This window comes from Planococcus plakortidis (assembly GCF_001687605.2).
GTDB lineage: Bacteria > Bacillota > Bacilli > Bacillales_A > Planococcaceae > Planococcus > Planococcus plakortidis.
In genome coordinates, this window is sequence record NZ_CP016539.2 from 1,781,237 (window position 1) to 1,796,926 (window position 15,690).

General features: G+C 50.7%; 11 protein-coding genes and 1 other RNA gene. 2 read left to right on the forward strand and 10 right to left on the reverse strand.

The window, feature by feature from the left end; all coding sequences use genetic code 11:
* Nucleotides 1–26 precede the first annotated feature (26 nt).
* From BBI15_RS09055 to BBI15_RS09100, 10 genes are all read right to left on the reverse strand, one after another.
* Nucleotides 27–785: an SDR family NAD(P)-dependent oxidoreductase gene (locus BBI15_RS09055; protein WP_068869261.1), complete on the reverse strand. Its 759-nt coding sequence runs from the start codon at nt 783–785 to the stop codon at nt 27–29.
* 46 nt (nt 786–831) lie between these two features.
* Complete coding sequence (locus BBI15_RS09060; protein WP_068869262.1) at nt 832–2,325, reverse strand: carboxypeptidase M32; 1,494 nt, start codon at nt 2,323–2,325, stop codon at nt 832–834.
* 162 nt (nt 2,326–2,487) lie between these two features.
* A complete protein-coding gene (locus BBI15_RS09065; RefSeq protein ID WP_068869263.1) occupies nt 2,488–4,395 on the reverse strand; it encodes an ATP-dependent DNA helicase in 1,908 nt (635 codons plus the stop codon).
* 50 nt (nt 4,396–4,445) lie between these two features.
* The gene (locus BBI15_RS09070; RefSeq protein WP_068869264.1) at nt 4,446–5,582 is read right to left on the reverse strand and encodes a THUMP domain-containing class I SAM-dependent RNA methyltransferase; all 1,137 of its coding nucleotides are present in this window, start codon (nt 5,580–5,582) and stop codon (nt 4,446–4,448) included.
* Nucleotides 5,579–7,330 carry a putative bifunctional diguanylate cyclase/phosphodiesterase gene (locus BBI15_RS09075; protein WP_068869265.1) on the reverse strand — a complete coding sequence of 584 codons (1,752 nt, stop codon included), beginning with the start codon at nt 7,328–7,330 and terminating at the stop codon, nt 5,579–5,581. The genes BBI15_RS09070 and BBI15_RS09075 overlap by 4 nt, the downstream gene beginning before the upstream one ends.
* A gap of 112 nt (nt 7,331–7,442) precedes the next feature.
* Nucleotides 7,443–7,821: RNase P RNA component class B (gene rnpB, locus BBI15_RS09080), an RNA gene on the reverse strand.
* A 48-nt stretch (nt 7,822–7,869) separates the two neighbouring features.
* A complete protein-coding gene (gpsB, locus tag BBI15_RS09085) occupies nt 7,870–8,163 on the reverse strand; it encodes a cell division regulator GpsB (protein ID WP_068869266.1) in 294 nt (97 codons plus the stop codon).
* A 75-nt stretch (nt 8,164–8,238) separates the two neighbouring features.
* On the reverse strand, nt 8,239–9,495 hold the full coding sequence (locus tag BBI15_RS09090; RefSeq protein WP_068869267.1) for a ribonuclease H-like domain-containing protein: 1,257 nt from the start codon (nt 9,493–9,495) through the stop codon (nt 8,239–8,241).
* A gap of 4 nt (nt 9,496–9,499) precedes the next feature.
* The gene (locus BBI15_RS09095) at nt 9,500–11,770 is read right to left on the reverse strand and encodes a DEAD/DEAH box helicase (protein ID WP_068869268.1); all 2,271 of its coding nucleotides are present in this window, start codon (nt 11,768–11,770) and stop codon (nt 9,500–9,502) included.
* Nucleotides 11,767–12,135 carry a YppE family protein gene (locus tag BBI15_RS09100; protein WP_068869269.1) on the reverse strand — a complete coding sequence of 123 codons (369 nt, stop codon included), beginning with the start codon at nt 12,133–12,135 and terminating at the stop codon, nt 11,767–11,769. Before BBI15_RS09100 ends, BBI15_RS09095 begins: the two co-directional genes overlap by 4 nt.
* A gap of 189 nt (nt 12,136–12,324) precedes the next feature.
* Between BBI15_RS09100 and recU the strand changes: the two genes are divergently transcribed.
* Both recU and BBI15_RS09110 read left to right on the forward strand, forming a co-directional pair.
* Nucleotides 12,325–12,927, forward strand: a complete 603-nt coding sequence (gene recU / locus BBI15_RS09105; RefSeq protein ID WP_068869270.1) for a Holliday junction resolvase RecU — start codon at nt 12,325–12,327, stop codon at nt 12,925–12,927.
* 27 nt (nt 12,928–12,954) lie between these two features.
* Nucleotides 12,955–15,639 carry a penicillin-binding protein 1A gene (locus tag BBI15_RS09110; protein ID WP_068869271.1) on the forward strand — a complete coding sequence of 895 codons (2,685 nt, stop codon included), beginning with the start codon at nt 12,955–12,957 and terminating at the stop codon, nt 15,637–15,639.
* Nucleotides 15,640–15,690: the final 51 nt, after the last annotated feature.

The following is a 15,690-nucleotide window of genomic DNA, read 5'->3' on the forward strand; positions in this document are numbered from 1 at the left end:
CCTTCCAGTGATGGAAGGATGTTTTCTCAGGAAAATCCGTGAATCGACATGCCGCCGTCGATGAACAAGGTCTGTCCGGTCATATAGCCCGCTGCATCCGAAGCGAGGAACACGACAGGCGAAGCCACTTCCGGCAACTCGCCGACGCGTTTCAGCGGTGTCACTGCAAGGATCGAATCCAGGTATTCCTGATCCGACAGCAAACTCTCCGTAAGCGGCGTACGGAAATACCAAGGACCGATTGCATTGACGCGGATGCCCCGCTCGCCCCATTCCATGGCCATCACTTTGGTCATTTGAATGATCGCCGCTTTGGAAGCCGCATAGACAACGCCCGTCTTCAGCGCCCGGTCACCGCCGACGGAGCTGACATTGATGATCGATGCCCCTTTTTTCATATGCTTCGCTGCCTCCTGGGAAAACATGAATACGCTTTGCGCATTGGTATCCATGATCTTATGCCATTCGCTGTCAGTCGCATCGTCCAGTTTCGAACGGATATTCATCCCTGCATTATTGACGAGAATGTCCACACCGCCGAACCGGCTGACGGCTTTTTCGACCGCTGATTGGATATCGTTCCGGTCGGTCACATCCGCGACTGCATAGGATGTGCGGTCAGCCGCCATTTCATGCATCACATGCTCCAAATCGCTTTCGGTCCGTGCCACGAGCAACACATTCGCCCCTGCTTCACCGAGTGCCAGTGCAATCGCACGCCCGATGCCTTTTCCGGCTCCGGTCACGATTGCGGTCTTGCCTTCCAAACGAAAAGATGCCAACACAGATAAATCCCCCTTTAGTCATTTCACCCAATTTTCCATAGTTTTTTTAGTCCAATTGATAGATTTTGGCGTATTTTGCTTCTAAATAATCGGCCAAATGATTTCCATTCAAGCCTTCACCCGTCGCATCTTGTAAGAGCTCAAGCGGCTTCTTGACAGCTCCGTGCCGATGGACTTTATCCGTCAGCCATTCGGTCAACGGGCCGATTTCACCGTTTGCCAGTAATTCATCGAAATTCGGGAGGTCTTTTTGCATCGCCTTCTTGAACTGCGCTGCATATAACAGCCCCAATGCATAGGAAGGGAAATAGCCGAAGCTGCCGCCAGCCCAGTGGACGTCCTGGAGCACGCCTTCACCATCATGTTCCGGGCGGATACCCAGGTATTCCTCATATTTATCGTTCCATAATGCTGGCAGGTCCTTCACTTCGTAATCTCCGTCGAATAAGCCTTTTTCCAATTCATAACGAATCATGATATGCAGTGCATACGTCAATTCATCGGCTTCGATGCGGATCAAGGAAGGCTTTGATTCATTGATGGCTGCCAGGAATTCATCCAGCGCCACGTTCTGGAACGAATCCGGTGCATAAGACAGGAATTTCCCGTAGTTATGGCGCCAGAATGATTCATTGCGCCCGACAAAGTTCTCATAGAACAAGGACTGTGATTCATGGATGCCCATCGAGGATCCGTCATCAACCGGCAACCCGCTCAACTCATCGCTGATGTTCTGTTCGTACAAAGCATGGCCTGCTTCGTGGATCGTGCCGAAAACGGCTGTACGGAAATCTTCTTCATCGTATTTCGTGGTGACCCGGACATCGCCGCGGTTCACTGCGATCATGAACGGATGGACTGTCTCATCCAGCCGCCCCGCCTCGAAATCATAACCGAGTTGGTTTAGCACTTCCAAGCTGAAATCCTGCTGGGCTTGTTTCGGGAAATGGCCATATAAAAATCGGGTGTCCGGCTGATTATGAGACGCCTGGATTTTTTTGACGAGCGGCACGATGCGCTCCCTCAATTGGCCAAATACCCGATCCAGCTGTTCGGTTGTGACGCCTGGCTCATATTGGTCGAGCAAAGTATTATAGACGCTGCCATTTTTAACGCCCCAATAGCCGACAAAGCGTTTCGTCGTCTCCACGAGCTGTTCTAAATATGGCTGGAACATGGCGAAATCCGCCTGCTCTTTCGCTTGTTCCCATACGGATTCCGCTTTGCTCGTCAAGACAACGAACGCACGGTACTCTTCCGGGGGTATTTTGGCATTCAATTGGTATTCGCGCTCTGCCTCTTCCACCGAGCGTTTCATCGCGATCGACAAACCGTCCTGTTCTTTCAACCCGGCAATGAGCTTGCCATATTCTTCAGAGGTCGACATCGCGAACAATTCTGAAGATAAGGTTCCAATCGTCTCTGAACGCAAGTCCTGTCCTTTTTTGGGCGCGCCTGTCCGCATATCCCAATAAAGTAATGAGAGGGCTTCGTTATAACTTGTCATTTTTTGATGAAGATCCCTGAATTGTTGTTCCATTGACACAATATTCCTCCTTCTTTTCCGCTCTATTGTATCATAAGGGGTCTTTTCTCTGCCGCATCAGCTTTCGGGAATTTCATTTCTAAGGGGAGGATATCGGAAAAAGACATAAAAAATCAGCGGAGGAGTTCCCCCGCTGATTCGTCACTTCTATTCTATTTAGCGATTTTTCGCCGGCACCGGCAAGACAGTCTTCCACAGGTGTTCAATGCGCAGTTCCTCTTCGGTCAGAAGCAAATGGATTTCGCCGTGGTCGGATGAAGAACGGATCAATCGCCCGACGCCTTGTTGCAGGCGCAGCTGCATGAACGGCAAGTCGATTTCTTCAAGTGGATGTTCGCTGAATTTGCGCTTGGCGTCGAAGACTGGATCGCTCGGAGGCATCGGCAAATCGACGATGATGACTTTCGTCAAGGCATCTCCAGGCAAGTCCATTCCTTCCCATAGGTGGTGGGAACACAGCACTTGGAATTTGCCGTCCTGGAAATCGCGGACGACAGATGAAAGCTCGCGGTCGCCTTCGAATTCGATGGCAAGTCCGGAAGCTTCCGGCATTGCTTGTTTGAAGGCCTGCATGGCGGCTTTTGACTTGAACAATACCAAGGTCTGGCCGCCTTCTGCTGCGAGTTCCAGCACTTTTTGCGCTTTTGCTTCCGGTGAAACCGGATGCTTGAAAATCTCCATGACTTCGTCGTACTCGAACGGGGACGGCACCGAGAATGATTCGAAATGATCGATGCCCAAAGTGTCCGCCAGGTAAGTGAAATCCTTCGCGACGGATAAGGTCGCGGAAGAAAAGACGATCGGCAATTTGCCATCGAATAGTTTCTCCTCAAGAATATCCGTCACGAGGCGCGGCATGATGACCAAGGTCTCGATTTCGTCTTTTTCTTCCAGCCAGCTGATGGCATCGCCGTTCTCGACAAACAAGCCCATCGAGAAATTATACTGCTCGAAATATTCCTCAGCCAAATTCAGTTCATATTCGGGAATGCTGAACAATTCGCCTTCAAAAACAAATTCCTCCAGCAAAGTGTCGACGGTTCGGATCAATTCCGTGCCGATGCGTTTCAACAGCGGATCGTCCTGGATCGCTTTTCGATCCTCTTCGCTCGGGACCAGATCATTGCGCAACACACGGAAAAATTCGGTATGCAAGTCGATGGTCCGTTCAATAAGGGCCATCGTCTTTTCACGGACGCCGTCGACCATGATCTTTTCCGTCACATCGTATAGCGAGCTTTCCTGCACTTCATAAGTGAGTGCGCGCTGTGCCGCAAATTCGAGTAAATGGCCTTCATCGAGCACAATCTGGGAAACTTCGGGAAGCAAGGGCGCCTGGCCCTCGTGCTTGCGGTTTTCCTTCGTCCAAATATGCTCCATCAGGAAGTCATGTGAGCAGATGACGAGGTCGGTCGCTTCCCGGTAATGGTTGCGGTGAAGCGTTTGCCCGCATTTATTGCGCATATCGCAGGCATTGCAATTTTGGATCGGATGGTAATTGACTTGCTGCCACTGGTCATCCGTGAGTTCCGGATAACTCGACCGTTCGCCGTATGGATACATATGTTGCATCGAATAGGTTTTATTGACGAATTCGGGAAGCGTGTCTTCGATATGGTCGAGAAATTCCGCTTCGCTGCGTTTTTTCGCCCCTTCGAAACGTTGCAGGCATAAATACTGGTCGCGCGATTTCGCGAGGCGGACGTCCAGGTTCAAATCGAATAATTCATCCAAGCGGTCGATGTCCCCGCCTTTTTTCACCAACTGTTCGATCAACGCCTCATCCGCACAAGAAATGAGCGCCGGTTTGCCGGTATAGCGGGCGTATGCAATCGCCGGCAATAAATAGGCCATCGTCTTGCCTGTCCCGACGCCGGCTTCTGCAAATAGCACTTGGCGTTCTTTCAATGCTTTTTCCAACTGAAACGACATGAAAATCTGCTCATCGCGAAGTTCATACCCTTTTTCAGGCAAAATATCGTAAAAGATATCCCCGATCCAATCGTTCAATGAATCAAAGAAGGTTTTATCCTTGGATAACGGAAATGGCAATGCTTGTCTCATATAAAACTCCTCACAGAGAAACGGAAGGGCGCACAGCCCTTCCGTTTTCTTCATTTATTTTTCGGGCGCTCTCCCCAGAATTGAAACAGGTCTGTACGGATAAAGCCATTATACAATTTGCGTTTTTTTGTCGCTTTCTGTCCGTAGAGCTTTTCAAAACCTTCCATCGACGATAGCATATAAACGGACCATGTCGGGTATTTCGAGAACATCCGTCCCATATCGCCGATCATTTCCTCGATCACTTCCACTTCACCAATCCGTTCCCCGTATGGCGGATTTCCGATGACGACGCCATTCTCTTCGGTCGTCGTGAAATCCTTCACTTGCCGCTGCTGCAAACGGACAAGCCCGGCGAATCCAGCTTCGATGACGTTTTCCTCGGCGATCTGGATCATCCGGTGGTCGATATCCGTGCCGAGAATATTCAGCGGCTGGTCGTAATCCGCTTGTTCTTCCGCTTCCGCACGAACTTCCTCCCAGATCTTGGAACCGATCCATGGCCATTGTTCGCTGTCGAATTCACGGTTATAGCCCGGCGCGATGTTCTGCCCGATCATCGCTGCTTCGATGACGATGGTTCCCGAACCGCAGAACGGATCGACAAATGAGCGGTCTGGCGTCCAGCGGGATAATTTAACAAGCGCTGCTGCCAATGTTTCCTTGAGGGGGGCTTCGCCCTGCCCGACACGGTATCCGCGTTTATGGAGTCCCGCTCCACTGGTGTCGATCGATAATTGCACTTTATCTTTCAGGATCGATACTTCGATCTTGAAGCGCGGTCCAGATTCGTCCAAAAAAGCGTTGCGGTGATAAGCTTTTTTCATGCGTTCGACGATGGCTTTCTTGACGATCGACTGGCAGGTCGGCACGCTGTGAAGTTTCGATTTGACCGATTTCCCTTGCACAGGGAATTCAGCATCGACCGGCAAGTATTTCTCCCATTCGATCGCTTTCGTCTGTTCAAACAACTCATCGAAAGTGGTCGCTTCGAATTCACCGGCGATCAATTTCACGCGGTCGGCGGTGCGCAGCCATAGATTCGCTTTGGCGATATCCCGGGCCGTGCCTTCGAAAAATACTTTTCCGTTGTCTGTCGTCGTTTCGTATCCAAGTTCCTTTACTTCATTCGCCACTATGGATTCCAGCCCCATCGCTGCAGTGGCCAGTAATTTATAACTAGTCATAACAACTTCCTTCCTTTATCAACGATTGCAAGTTCTTCTATATAACCTTGGATCTCTTCGGGCGGCATCGGCTTGGCAAAGACATAGCCCTGTACCCTATCGCAGCCAAGTCCCGCCAGAATCTCCACTTCCTCGTGCGTTTCAGCGCCTTCTGCGACTACTTTCATCTGGAGGCTGTGCGCCATCTTGATGATCGCTTCGACGATATGCCGGTTTTCTTTTTTTCCTGCGATGCCGTGGACGAAACTGCGGTCGATTTTCAGCCAGTCCACCTGGAAACGCTGCAAATAACTTAGCGAGGAGTAGCCAGTGCCGAAGTCGTCGATCGACAGCCCGAAGCCCGCTTCGCGCAAACGCGCCAGCAAGTCTTCAATGGCTTTGCCTTCACCCATCACGGCGCCTTCCGTCAACTCCAGTTCGAAATGGCTTGGGCTGCAATTCATTCGTTCGAAAATGGACAACAAGCCTTCATATAGAGCCGGATGCTTAAAATGGAACGCCGATATGTTCAAGGAGATTTTGGCTGGGGAGAGTGTTGCAAAATCATATTTTAGAAAATCGGCGCACGCAAGTTCGATAATCTGCTCACTTAGCGGGATGATCAGCCCGGTCGTTTCGGCCAGCGGGATGAACTCGCCAGGTGAGACGGGCCCGAGGCGGTCACTATTCCAGCGTACCAATGCTTCCATGCCGGCGAATGAACCATCGCGAAGCGCAATTTTCGGCTGGTAATGGACCCTCATTTGCTTGTATTCGATAGCGCGCCGAAGTTCATTTTCCAAAATCAAGGTACGTTTTGCCGTGTCATGGGAATCGCCATGGAAGAAAGAGAACTGCCCCGAGCCGAATTGCTTCGCTGAACGGAGTGCATGTCCCGCTTTCTGGAGAAGTTCTTCTCCGGACTTGCCGTCATCAGGGTAAAGGCTGATGCCGATACTGGTCGAGATGCGCACTTCTTGCCCTTCGAACTGGAACGGCTGTTCAAGTTCATCGACCAATTCTTCCGCAAGCTGTGCGGCTTCTTTCGGATGTTTCAAAGCGGACATCGCGATGACAAACTCATCGCCTCCATAACGCGCCAATAAATCCTTGCTTCTGAGCTTTTTGCGGATCCGCCCCGCCACTTCCACAAGCAAGCGGTCGCCCGCACGGTGGCCAAGTGATTCGTTCACTTGCCTGAAGCGGTCAAGATCCATGAACAGGAGAGAATGCCTGAAACCATAGGAAGCGGCCGTCTTGATCAAATGGTCCATGCGCTCCGCGAAATCGTAGCGGTTCGAGACGCCTGTCAACGGGTCGGACAAGGCCAATTCCTTCATTTCACGTGCAGCCGCCTTGCCTTCGGTCAGGTCCGTGAAAATGCCGCAATAATGGCTCACTTCGCCATCGTTACCGGGCACGCCGGTAATCATCAGCCACTCCGGATATAGATCGCCGTTTTTTCGGCGGTTCCATATTTCACCTTGCCACTCCCCGTCCTTTCGGATAGCCTGCCACATCGTTTCATAGAAAGCCGAATCGTGCTTGCCGCTTTGAAGGATTTTAGGCGTTTTGCCAAGAACTTGCGTTTTTTCATATCCGGTGACCAATTCAAAAGCAGGATTCACAAAAAGGATCTCTCCCGTGAGGCTGGTCACCATCATGCCTTCTGCCATCTTTTCAAATACACGCCCCTGCAATGCGGCCGGAAAGCCATAGCTTCCCGCTTTTTCCTGCTGGGCATCATCCGTAAAGCACATATCATCCATCACTGTCCCGTGTCTGATTTAATTCCAATCAACTTCGTTTAAATTGCTTCATATGAAGAAAAGCTCCCCGACAGGAGAGCCTTTAAAAAAGATAAGTTAAGACCATTCAAAATTCTATAAGCCATGTTTTGTCTCCGCGTACTCAAGCGGCCGAAGCCTCGTACTGGCGGATGGCAATCATCTATCTGCGGATTCACTCCGCCTCTTCCGTCGGTTCATTTCCCTTGGAAAAGTGCCCCTACCATAATTTGGGTTTCTCACTCGCGGGGTTTACCTCGTTCCACCTGCATAGTTTCCTAGACAGCTCCGTCACTGTGGCACCTTCAGGGTATTTCGGCCATATCCGAAGACTTAGGCGTTCTACCCGCCGTCAGCATAAATGCTGCCCCAGCTTATTGTTTCGCTGGGCGCGATCACTACGGTCATCGCAGATCCGTGTGAGCATGGACTTTCCTCTCCTGCATCAAGTGCAGGAGCGATTGCCAGAATTTCAAATGGCTAACTAAGTATACGCTATTCGGCTGCCGTTGACAAGCTTGTTATCTATTGTCGAGCTTATTGCCGAATACGTGGTTTTCCAGATGGGACAATCTGCGCAAAATATCAAAATTGGTCGTTCCAGGCGCGGGAGTCGCTTGCTTTTTTGGCGATTCCTCCAGCTCCGCGCGCAATCGGCGGTTTTCATTTTGCAATTGTTCGATTTTTTTGTTGTACAATTCATAGTCTTGAATGATTTCATCCAGGAAATGGTCCACTTCGTCCTGGTTGTAGCCGCGCATGGCTGTTTTAAAGTCTTTTTCGAGAATGTCTTTTGCTGCATATTTAATATCCATTCGAATCGTCCTTCCATTAAAAGAAACTTCGTGAAATATGTCTATTCCTTACGGCTAGTATAGCATAAGCGATATTTATCGTGTTCTGTGAACCGTAGATTCGGCGGCTTTTTTTCGTTTTTTCTCCTCGAGCCGCAATTCGCGCTTGGCCAAGTCATCCAATATCGACTTTCTGACTTTTGTATGGCTGGCTGCTTCTTTTGCAAAGCCGGTCATGACGAGCGCCTGCGCCGGGTCTTTGAATTGATGTTCATGAAGTTTCGCTAGATGTACCCATGCCTCGACTTCGACCGGGCCGCGCAGATGGGGTGCTGCTTCTTTGAACAATTGAAGCGCTTCCGCAAATTCGCCTTTGCGTTTTTTTTGGACTGCCAGCAAAAAGCGGGCAAGCGCTCCGGCGTCTCCGCGCTCTAGCGTGACATGCTCGAGATAAGCGGCGCTTTGGTCGAATTGCTTCAAGTCCGCATACCATTTGCCGATATTCGTATAAGCGCCGCTCGATTCGCTTGAAAGATCCTCCATCAACAAATCGGATGAACGGATATAAAGTGACACGAGCGACAGGATGTCCAACTCATTATGGTACAGCACTTTCGCCAAGCCTTCCGGAAATCCACTTTTCACCGCATCGAGATAAATCGCGGGGATCAAATACCCGGGCACGTCTCCGCTACGGGCAAAGCCGAGCTTTTCTTCTTCGATGACGCTGAGCTTGAGCCGTTGCAATTCGTTTTTCCAGATCCGTTTCGTGCCGTGGAATAAATCGATCTGCTTTGGGTCGGGCAGTTTCGGCAAGGCCCCACGGTGCATCGTCCAGCGTGAATGAAGCTGCGGCCAGTCGAAGCTTTTGCCATTATAAGAGAAAATGACCGAGTCCTGTGCCTGCCATAAATTCGACTCATAGAGAAACGCCGCTTCCTGCGAAGGATCCGGCATGATCCATTGGGTCATTTCAAAACCGCCTTGTTTCCTTTCCAACACACCGAGCAGGAAAATATATGCTCCTGTCCCTCCAAGACCTGTCGTTTCCGTATCGAAAAACACCAAAGGGGCTTCTTCCGATAGTTTGAACGGATGGTCGTAATCGGTGTTCTGCCATGCTTCAAGCACACGGTCGAGTTCGCCCAACACGACATTGCCGTGGAGGTAATCAAGCGGATACTCGATTTTCTTCTCGAAGACAAAACCGAATTTATTTTCCTTTAAGGTCAGTCCGATTTCCTTCCATTGCGTTTCATGAGGCGGCCGAGCAGGAGCGGTTTGCGCTTTTCGGGCTGCCGGTTTTTTGTTCAGCATGCCTTTCATCTGCATCAGCTTGTTTTCAAAAGACATACGCTCACCCCTCTTTCTCCAATTCCATGAGCAATTCGATGACGCGCCCTTTCATATCCGTCGCCGCATCCTGTGCCCCGATGCACGACGGGCAACCGTCGAAGCATGGACATTCGGTGACGTGCTGGCGCGCTTTTTCGAGCAGCGGCTGCCATAGCTCATAGATGCGTTCGCTGATGCCGATGCCGCCTGGGTAGGAATCGTGAATGAAAAATGACGGCTGGTCATTATGCGGCGATTTCACTTGCGGCACGACATGGACGTCCCTCCGGTCACATTGCACGAATATCGGGATAAAGCTTTCGATTGCATAAGCCGCGCCGGTCATCATATCCGACAAATCCGAATCGCTGAAATCAGCAGGCTTGTCGAAGCTGAGCCAAGTCGATGAGGTATGCAATTCTTCGGCTGGGAGTGAAATTGGCCCCGAGCCGATATTGTCATGCGTATCGAAACGGATTTTCTTGAAAATCGTCGGCATGGCAAGAACCGCCACATCGCCGTAATACACATTGGATTGATGAAGTTTCCGGTGTTTGTCTTCGCTGATCACTTTCAATTCGATTGCCAGATTCGCATCGGTGAAATAATCGACATCCACTTCGCGCACATACGCTTTTTTCTCTTCCCAGTCCAAGATCTCCACTTGGAACTGAGTGCCTTGGTGAAGGTAGATCGCTTCTTCGTGCAAAAGCGTCATGGCGCTGAAGCGGTCCATCTCGCCGATGACTTTCGTATCGGCCGGAACCGATTGGTCGACGATGACGACGTTTTCCTGCGTCGCTGAACGCAAGGAAATATCGTGCGCCGGGAAGCGGTCGCTCATCCAATGCCAACGATCCGATGTCCGGACCAGAACACCTTCTTCCTGAAGGTATTCAAGCAAAGACTGGACATCGAATTCCCCGTACATATCATCTGTCGAAAACGGCAGTTCGAACGAGGCGCATTTCAAATGATCCATCAGGATGATGATGTTCTCCGGATGGATGCGCGCTTCTTCCGGTGATTGGTCGAGAAGATATTCTGGATGGTTGATGATGTATTGATCGAGCGCTGTCGACTGAGCGACATAGACGACAAGCGATTCGTCCTGGCGCCTGCCCGCGCGTCCTGCCTGTTGCCATGCGCTCGCGATATTGCCTGGATAGCCGGTCATGATGCAAGCCTGCAATTGGCCGATGTCGACGCCGAGTTCTAATGCATTGGTCGATACGACGCATTGGATCGAGCCGTCGCGCAAGCCTTTTTCGATGGCGCGCCGCTCCGAAGGCAAATAACCGCCGCGGTAGCCTTTAATCGATTCGTCCTGCAACTTATATTTCGTAATTTCGTTTAAATAAGTTACCAGCATTTCCACGCGCACACGTGATTTAGCAAAAACGATCGTTTGGACGCCTTGCTTGACAAGATATGTCGCTAAATCACGCACTTCGAGCACCGCACTGCGCCGGACGCCGAATGTCGGGTGGACGATCGGCGGATTATAGAACAGGATATGCTTTTTGCCCGCCGGCGCCCCATTCTGGTCAATCAACTCGTGATCGGTATTGGTCAAACTTTCAGCCAGCTGCTTCGGATTGGCGATGGTCGCCGACGTACAGATAAAGACTGGATCGCTGCCGTAAAAGTTGCAGATCCGTTTCAAGCGGCGTATGACATGCGCCACATGGGTGCCGAATACGCCTTTATAAGTATGCAGCTCATCGATCACTATATAATGAAGGTTCTCAAAAAGAGACACCCATTTCGTGTGATGAGGCAAGATCCCCGAATGGAGCATATCGGGATTGGTCATGACGATCTGCCCCGCCTTTCTCACTTTCGTCCGGATCGACGGGGACGTGTCGCCGTCATAGGTATAAGACAGGATCGACTGCTCGGTCTTTTCAATCAAATCGTGCAAATCGCTTTTTTGGTCTTGCGCCAAAGCCTTTGTCGGAAACAAGTACAAGGCGCGTGCATTCGGGTCATTCAATATTTTATGCAGCACCGGCAAATGATAGCAATACGATTTGCCGGAAGCGGTCGGCGTGACGGCTGTGAACGAATTACCGGCTTGCGCCAAGTCGAACGCCTGCCGTTGATGGGTATACAATTGTTCGATGCCTTTCTTGCGCAATGCCTGTTTCAGGCTATCGTGCATCGCTTCCGGAAAATCGGCATAGCTTGCCGGTTTTTCAGGCTTCGTATGCCAATGGTAAATGCGCTCCATCATCTCCGGCTCCACTTTCCATTCTGCGAGGATTTCCGGTATCGTCTTTTTGATTCTCATTGTTTCTCATCGCCCTTTTCATCTATCGCTGTAAGCAAGGTCTGTATCGTGTACTGAGCCGCTTGTATCGTCTGGACAAAACGTTTTTTGCTCGTATCTTTATAGAAACTTTGGACGAATACTTGCCCCATGCCTTCTGCCGCATTGTCGATTTGCAGCTTATGGACGTATTTTGGCCGTTCGTTTCGGATAAACAATAGCGAAGCATCTTGCCATTCATCTATGACAGCATGCCATTTATCGGCATACGGTTTTACCTCTTGGAAAAAATCGGGATCGGCGTCCAGTTCACGCATTTTCTTAAAGCGTGCGAGACACATATCGCATTCTTGGTAAAGATTGGTTGATAATTGCTTGAGGTCCATTTTCTTCCCCTCCATAGCCATTAGTTTATCACAATCCCGCACGCCATATACAGTTTGCCGAACAGGTATTCTTTTCAGTTGGAGATGGCTCGAAAATCCGCTATTATTAGGAATAAAGTTCGGAAACCTTTCATCATATTTGTCGTCTATGAGCGTGTGATATGATAAAGTAAGCGAGGTGTATCACAAATGGCGATCAATTACCCAAACGGAAAGAAATTTTCTCCACCCAAGGATCAACCGGTGCAGAAAAAGAAAAAAGATGTTTCATTCAGCAACCGTGGAAAGACCCTGGAAGATGAACTGAACGAAACGAATAGTTTTTATTTGCAGCGCGGGCTTGCCGTTATCCATAAAAAGCCCGTGCCGGTGCAAATCGTGCGGGTCGAGTATCCGTCCAGGAGCGCCGCGGTCATCCGGGAAGCATATTTCCAAGCCCCGTCGACGACCGATTATAACGGCATCTGGCAAGGCCGCTACGTCGATTTCGAAGCGAAAGAAACCGAGATCCGGACTTCCTTCCCGCTGAAGAACATCCACGAACACCAAGTGCACCATATGGCGGACATCATCCGCCACGGGGGGCTGGCCTTTCTGATCATCCGGTTTTCGTCGCTCGACCGTTATTTTGTCCTGCCTTTCGAAACACTGGAAACGTATTGGAAACGCATGGCGGCAGGCGGCCGGAAATCGATGACACTTGCGGAAGTCGAAGAAGCATCGGTCGAGGTAAAACCGGGCGCTTTCCCGAGAATCGACTATTTATCCGTACTCCATCAGCTAATGAATTAGCATATACATGAAAGTGAGGAAGCGCTTGTGAGTGATAAGAAAATATCGCGTGAAGAACGCAGAAAATCAATTGAGCGACAGCGGAAGCACTCGAACAAACAAAAGAAATCCGGTGCAAAAACATGGATCAAGAGAGGGTTTCTGGCGATTGCCGCATTAGCCGTCGCAGGATTTCTATTCGGTGCTGTTCTATTCGCTGTTTATGCAGCCAGTGCGCCTGAGCTCGACGAAGAATTGTTGAGGGACCCGATCAGCCCCGTCTTCCTGGCCAATGACGGCGAAACCGAAATTCCGTATTTCACCGCACAGAACCGGGAATATGTGGAATATGAAGACATTCCACAAGTCATGGAAGACGCAATCCTCGCAACCGAAGACAATCGCTTCTATGACCACTCGGGGATCGACTTGATCCGCCTCGGCGGTGCAGTCGTCGCCAACATCACAGGCGGCTTCGGTTCCCAAGGTGCCAGCACCATCACCCAGCAGGTCATCAAGAACTCCTTCCTATCCAATGAAAAGACATTGAAACGGAAAGCACAGGAAGCTTACTTGGCATTCAAGCTGGAACAGGAATACTCCAAAGAAGAAATTTTCGAGATGTATTTCAACAAAATTTTGATGTCGGGCAATACTTACGGCTTCGGTACTGCCGCAGAGCAATTCTTCGGAAAACCGTCAGCTGAACTGGAACTGCACGAAGCAGCCTTGCTTGCCGGCATGCCGCAAAGCCCGAACCGATACAACCCGTTCAAGAACCCGCAAGCCGCCGAAGAGCGCCGCGATGTCGTCTTGAACTTGATGGAGCAGCATGGCAAAATCGATGAGGCCCAAAAGGAAGAAGCATGGAATACGCCAGTCGAATCGACCCTTGTTCCTGAAGAACAACGTTCAACAAATGAAGAAAGCAACGAATATACAGCATTCATGGAAATGGTTGTCGATGAGCTTGAAGCACTTGATGGCGATTATTCGCTTGATGAAGGCTTGACGATTCACACGACACTTGAACCGTATGTGCAAGAACGTGTCAACGAGACGATGGCTTCAGATCTCTTCTTCGATGACGAAGTCGAATCCGCCATGACGGTTGTCGACACAAAGACCGGCGGCATTAGCGCAGTCGGTGCAGCCCGTGAATACGAAGGCGATGTGCGCAGAAACTTTGCCACGGCGAGAGACCGTGTAATCGGCTCGACGATCAAGCCGCTTGTCAGCTATGGCCCAGCCATCGAGTATTTGGATTGGTCGACCGGGCAGACATTGGTCGATGAAGAATATTCCTATAGCAGCGGCCAGGAGATCCGCAACGTCGATGGCCAGTTCCTTGGGCCGATGACAGCGCGTGAAGCCCTATACCGCTCACGCAATATCCCAGCAGTCAAAGCACTGGCTGAAGTCGGATCCGATAACGCCAGTGAGTTCACCCAAAAGCTCGGCCTGGATTTTGGCGGGATTTATGAGTCAGCAGCACTTGGTACGCCAGAGAATCAAATTTCAACAGTGGATATGGCAGGTGCTTTCGCAGCATTCGGCAATAACGGCGTATTTACCAAGCCGCACACGATCAAGAAAATTGTCTTCCGTGACGGTTCGACAGAAGAAATCGTCGCCCCTGAGCCGGTGACGGCGATGAAAGACAGCACCGCCTATATGGTGACTGACATGCTTCGTGATGCAGTCGACACAAGCATTGCCGGAGCGACCGGCAAAGAAGCCGCCATCAGCGGGCTCGATATGGCCGGTAAAACCGGTACATCCAATTATTCTGAAGATAAACTCCAAGAATATAATCTTGATGCGACTTCTGCACGTGATGTCTGGTTTGCCGGATACACAACTGATTATTCAATCTCTGTGTGGAGCGGCTACCCTGATGTCCGTACACCGATCGACACCGCTTCAAACGAACGCTTGCTTGCACAGCGTTTATTCAAGCAAGTGATGAGCCAGATCTCCTCACCGGAAACGGCAAGATTCCAGCAGCCGGATTCTGTGACACAGGAAGTCATCGAAGTCGGCACAGAGCCGCTCCGCCTGGCGAGCCCGTTCACTCCGTGGAGCATGCGCAGTGAAGAATTGTTCGCCAGGGGGACGGAGCCCAGTACAGTATCAGAGCGATTTGTGGCAGACCCTGACCGACCTTCTGGATTAAGGGCAGACGTCAGCGGCAACACCGCGAACTTGAGCTGGAGCCATGGTTCGGATGATGTATCATTCGAAGTGTCCGTCAACGGCGAAGTGCTGACGACGACAGATGATACCAGCTATTCCTACGATGGACTTGAAGGAGGCGTCACTTATACTTTCCGCGTGGTCGCCACCCAAAATGGCAGACGCAGTGACCCGGCTTCCACGACCATTGAGATTTCCCCTCCGCCTGAAGAGGAGCCGGAGGAAGAACCTGAAGAAGAACCGGTAGAGGAAGAACCGGCCGAAGAGGAACCAGCGGAGGAAGAGCCGGCCGAAGAAGAGCCAGCCGAAGAGGAACCCGCTGAAGAAGAATCTGCAGAAGATGAATCCGCAGAGGAAGAACCAGCCGCAACCCCTGATGAACCCGTAGACACTCCAGAGCAGCCGGAAGAACCTGAAGAAGGGTCAGGCAGCAATGCTTCATCTAATGGAAACGGCAATACTAACGGGAACGGCAATGGAAATGGCAATAACAATGGCAACAATTCAGGTGATGGAGACAGCGAAGAGCAACCTTAAGCTTCCCCCTCTACCTTTTCGAAGGCCTGCCCTCAATGGGGCAGGCCTTTT

Excerpts from the sequence above, each read along its gene's own strand:
- BBI15_RS09060 (WP_068869262.1), bottom strand. The coding sequence starts at position 2,325 with ATGGAACAACAATTCAGGGATCTTCATCAAAAAATGACAAGTTATAAC.
- gpsB (WP_068869266.1), bottom strand. The coding sequence starts at position 8,163 with ATGGATATTAAATATGCAGCAAAAGACATTCTCGAAAAAGACTTTAAA.
- BBI15_RS09070 (WP_068869264.1), bottom strand. The coding sequence starts at position 5,582 with ATGACTAGTTATAAATTACTGGCCACTGCAGCGATGGGGCTGGAATCC.
- recU (WP_068869270.1), top strand. The coding sequence starts at position 12,325 with ATGGCGATCAATTACCCAAACGGAAAGAAATTTTCTCCACCCAAGGAT.
- BBI15_RS09075 (WP_068869265.1), bottom strand. The coding sequence starts at position 7,330 with ATGGATGATATGTGCTTTACGGATGATGCCCAGCAGGAAAAAGCGGGA.
- BBI15_RS09095 (WP_068869268.1), bottom strand. The coding sequence starts at position 11,770 with ATGAGAATCAAAAAGACGATACCGGAAATCCTCGCAGAATGGAAAGTG.
- BBI15_RS09090 (WP_068869267.1), bottom strand. The coding sequence starts at position 9,495 with ATGTCTTTTGAAAACAAGCTGATGCAGATGAAAGGCATGCTGAACAAA.
- BBI15_RS09065 (WP_068869263.1), bottom strand. The coding sequence starts at position 4,395 with ATGAGACAAGCATTGCCATTTCCGTTATCCAAGGATAAAACCTTCTTT.
- BBI15_RS09100 (WP_068869269.1), bottom strand. The coding sequence starts at position 12,135 with ATGGACCTCAAGCAATTATCAACCAATCTTTACCAAGAATGCGATATG.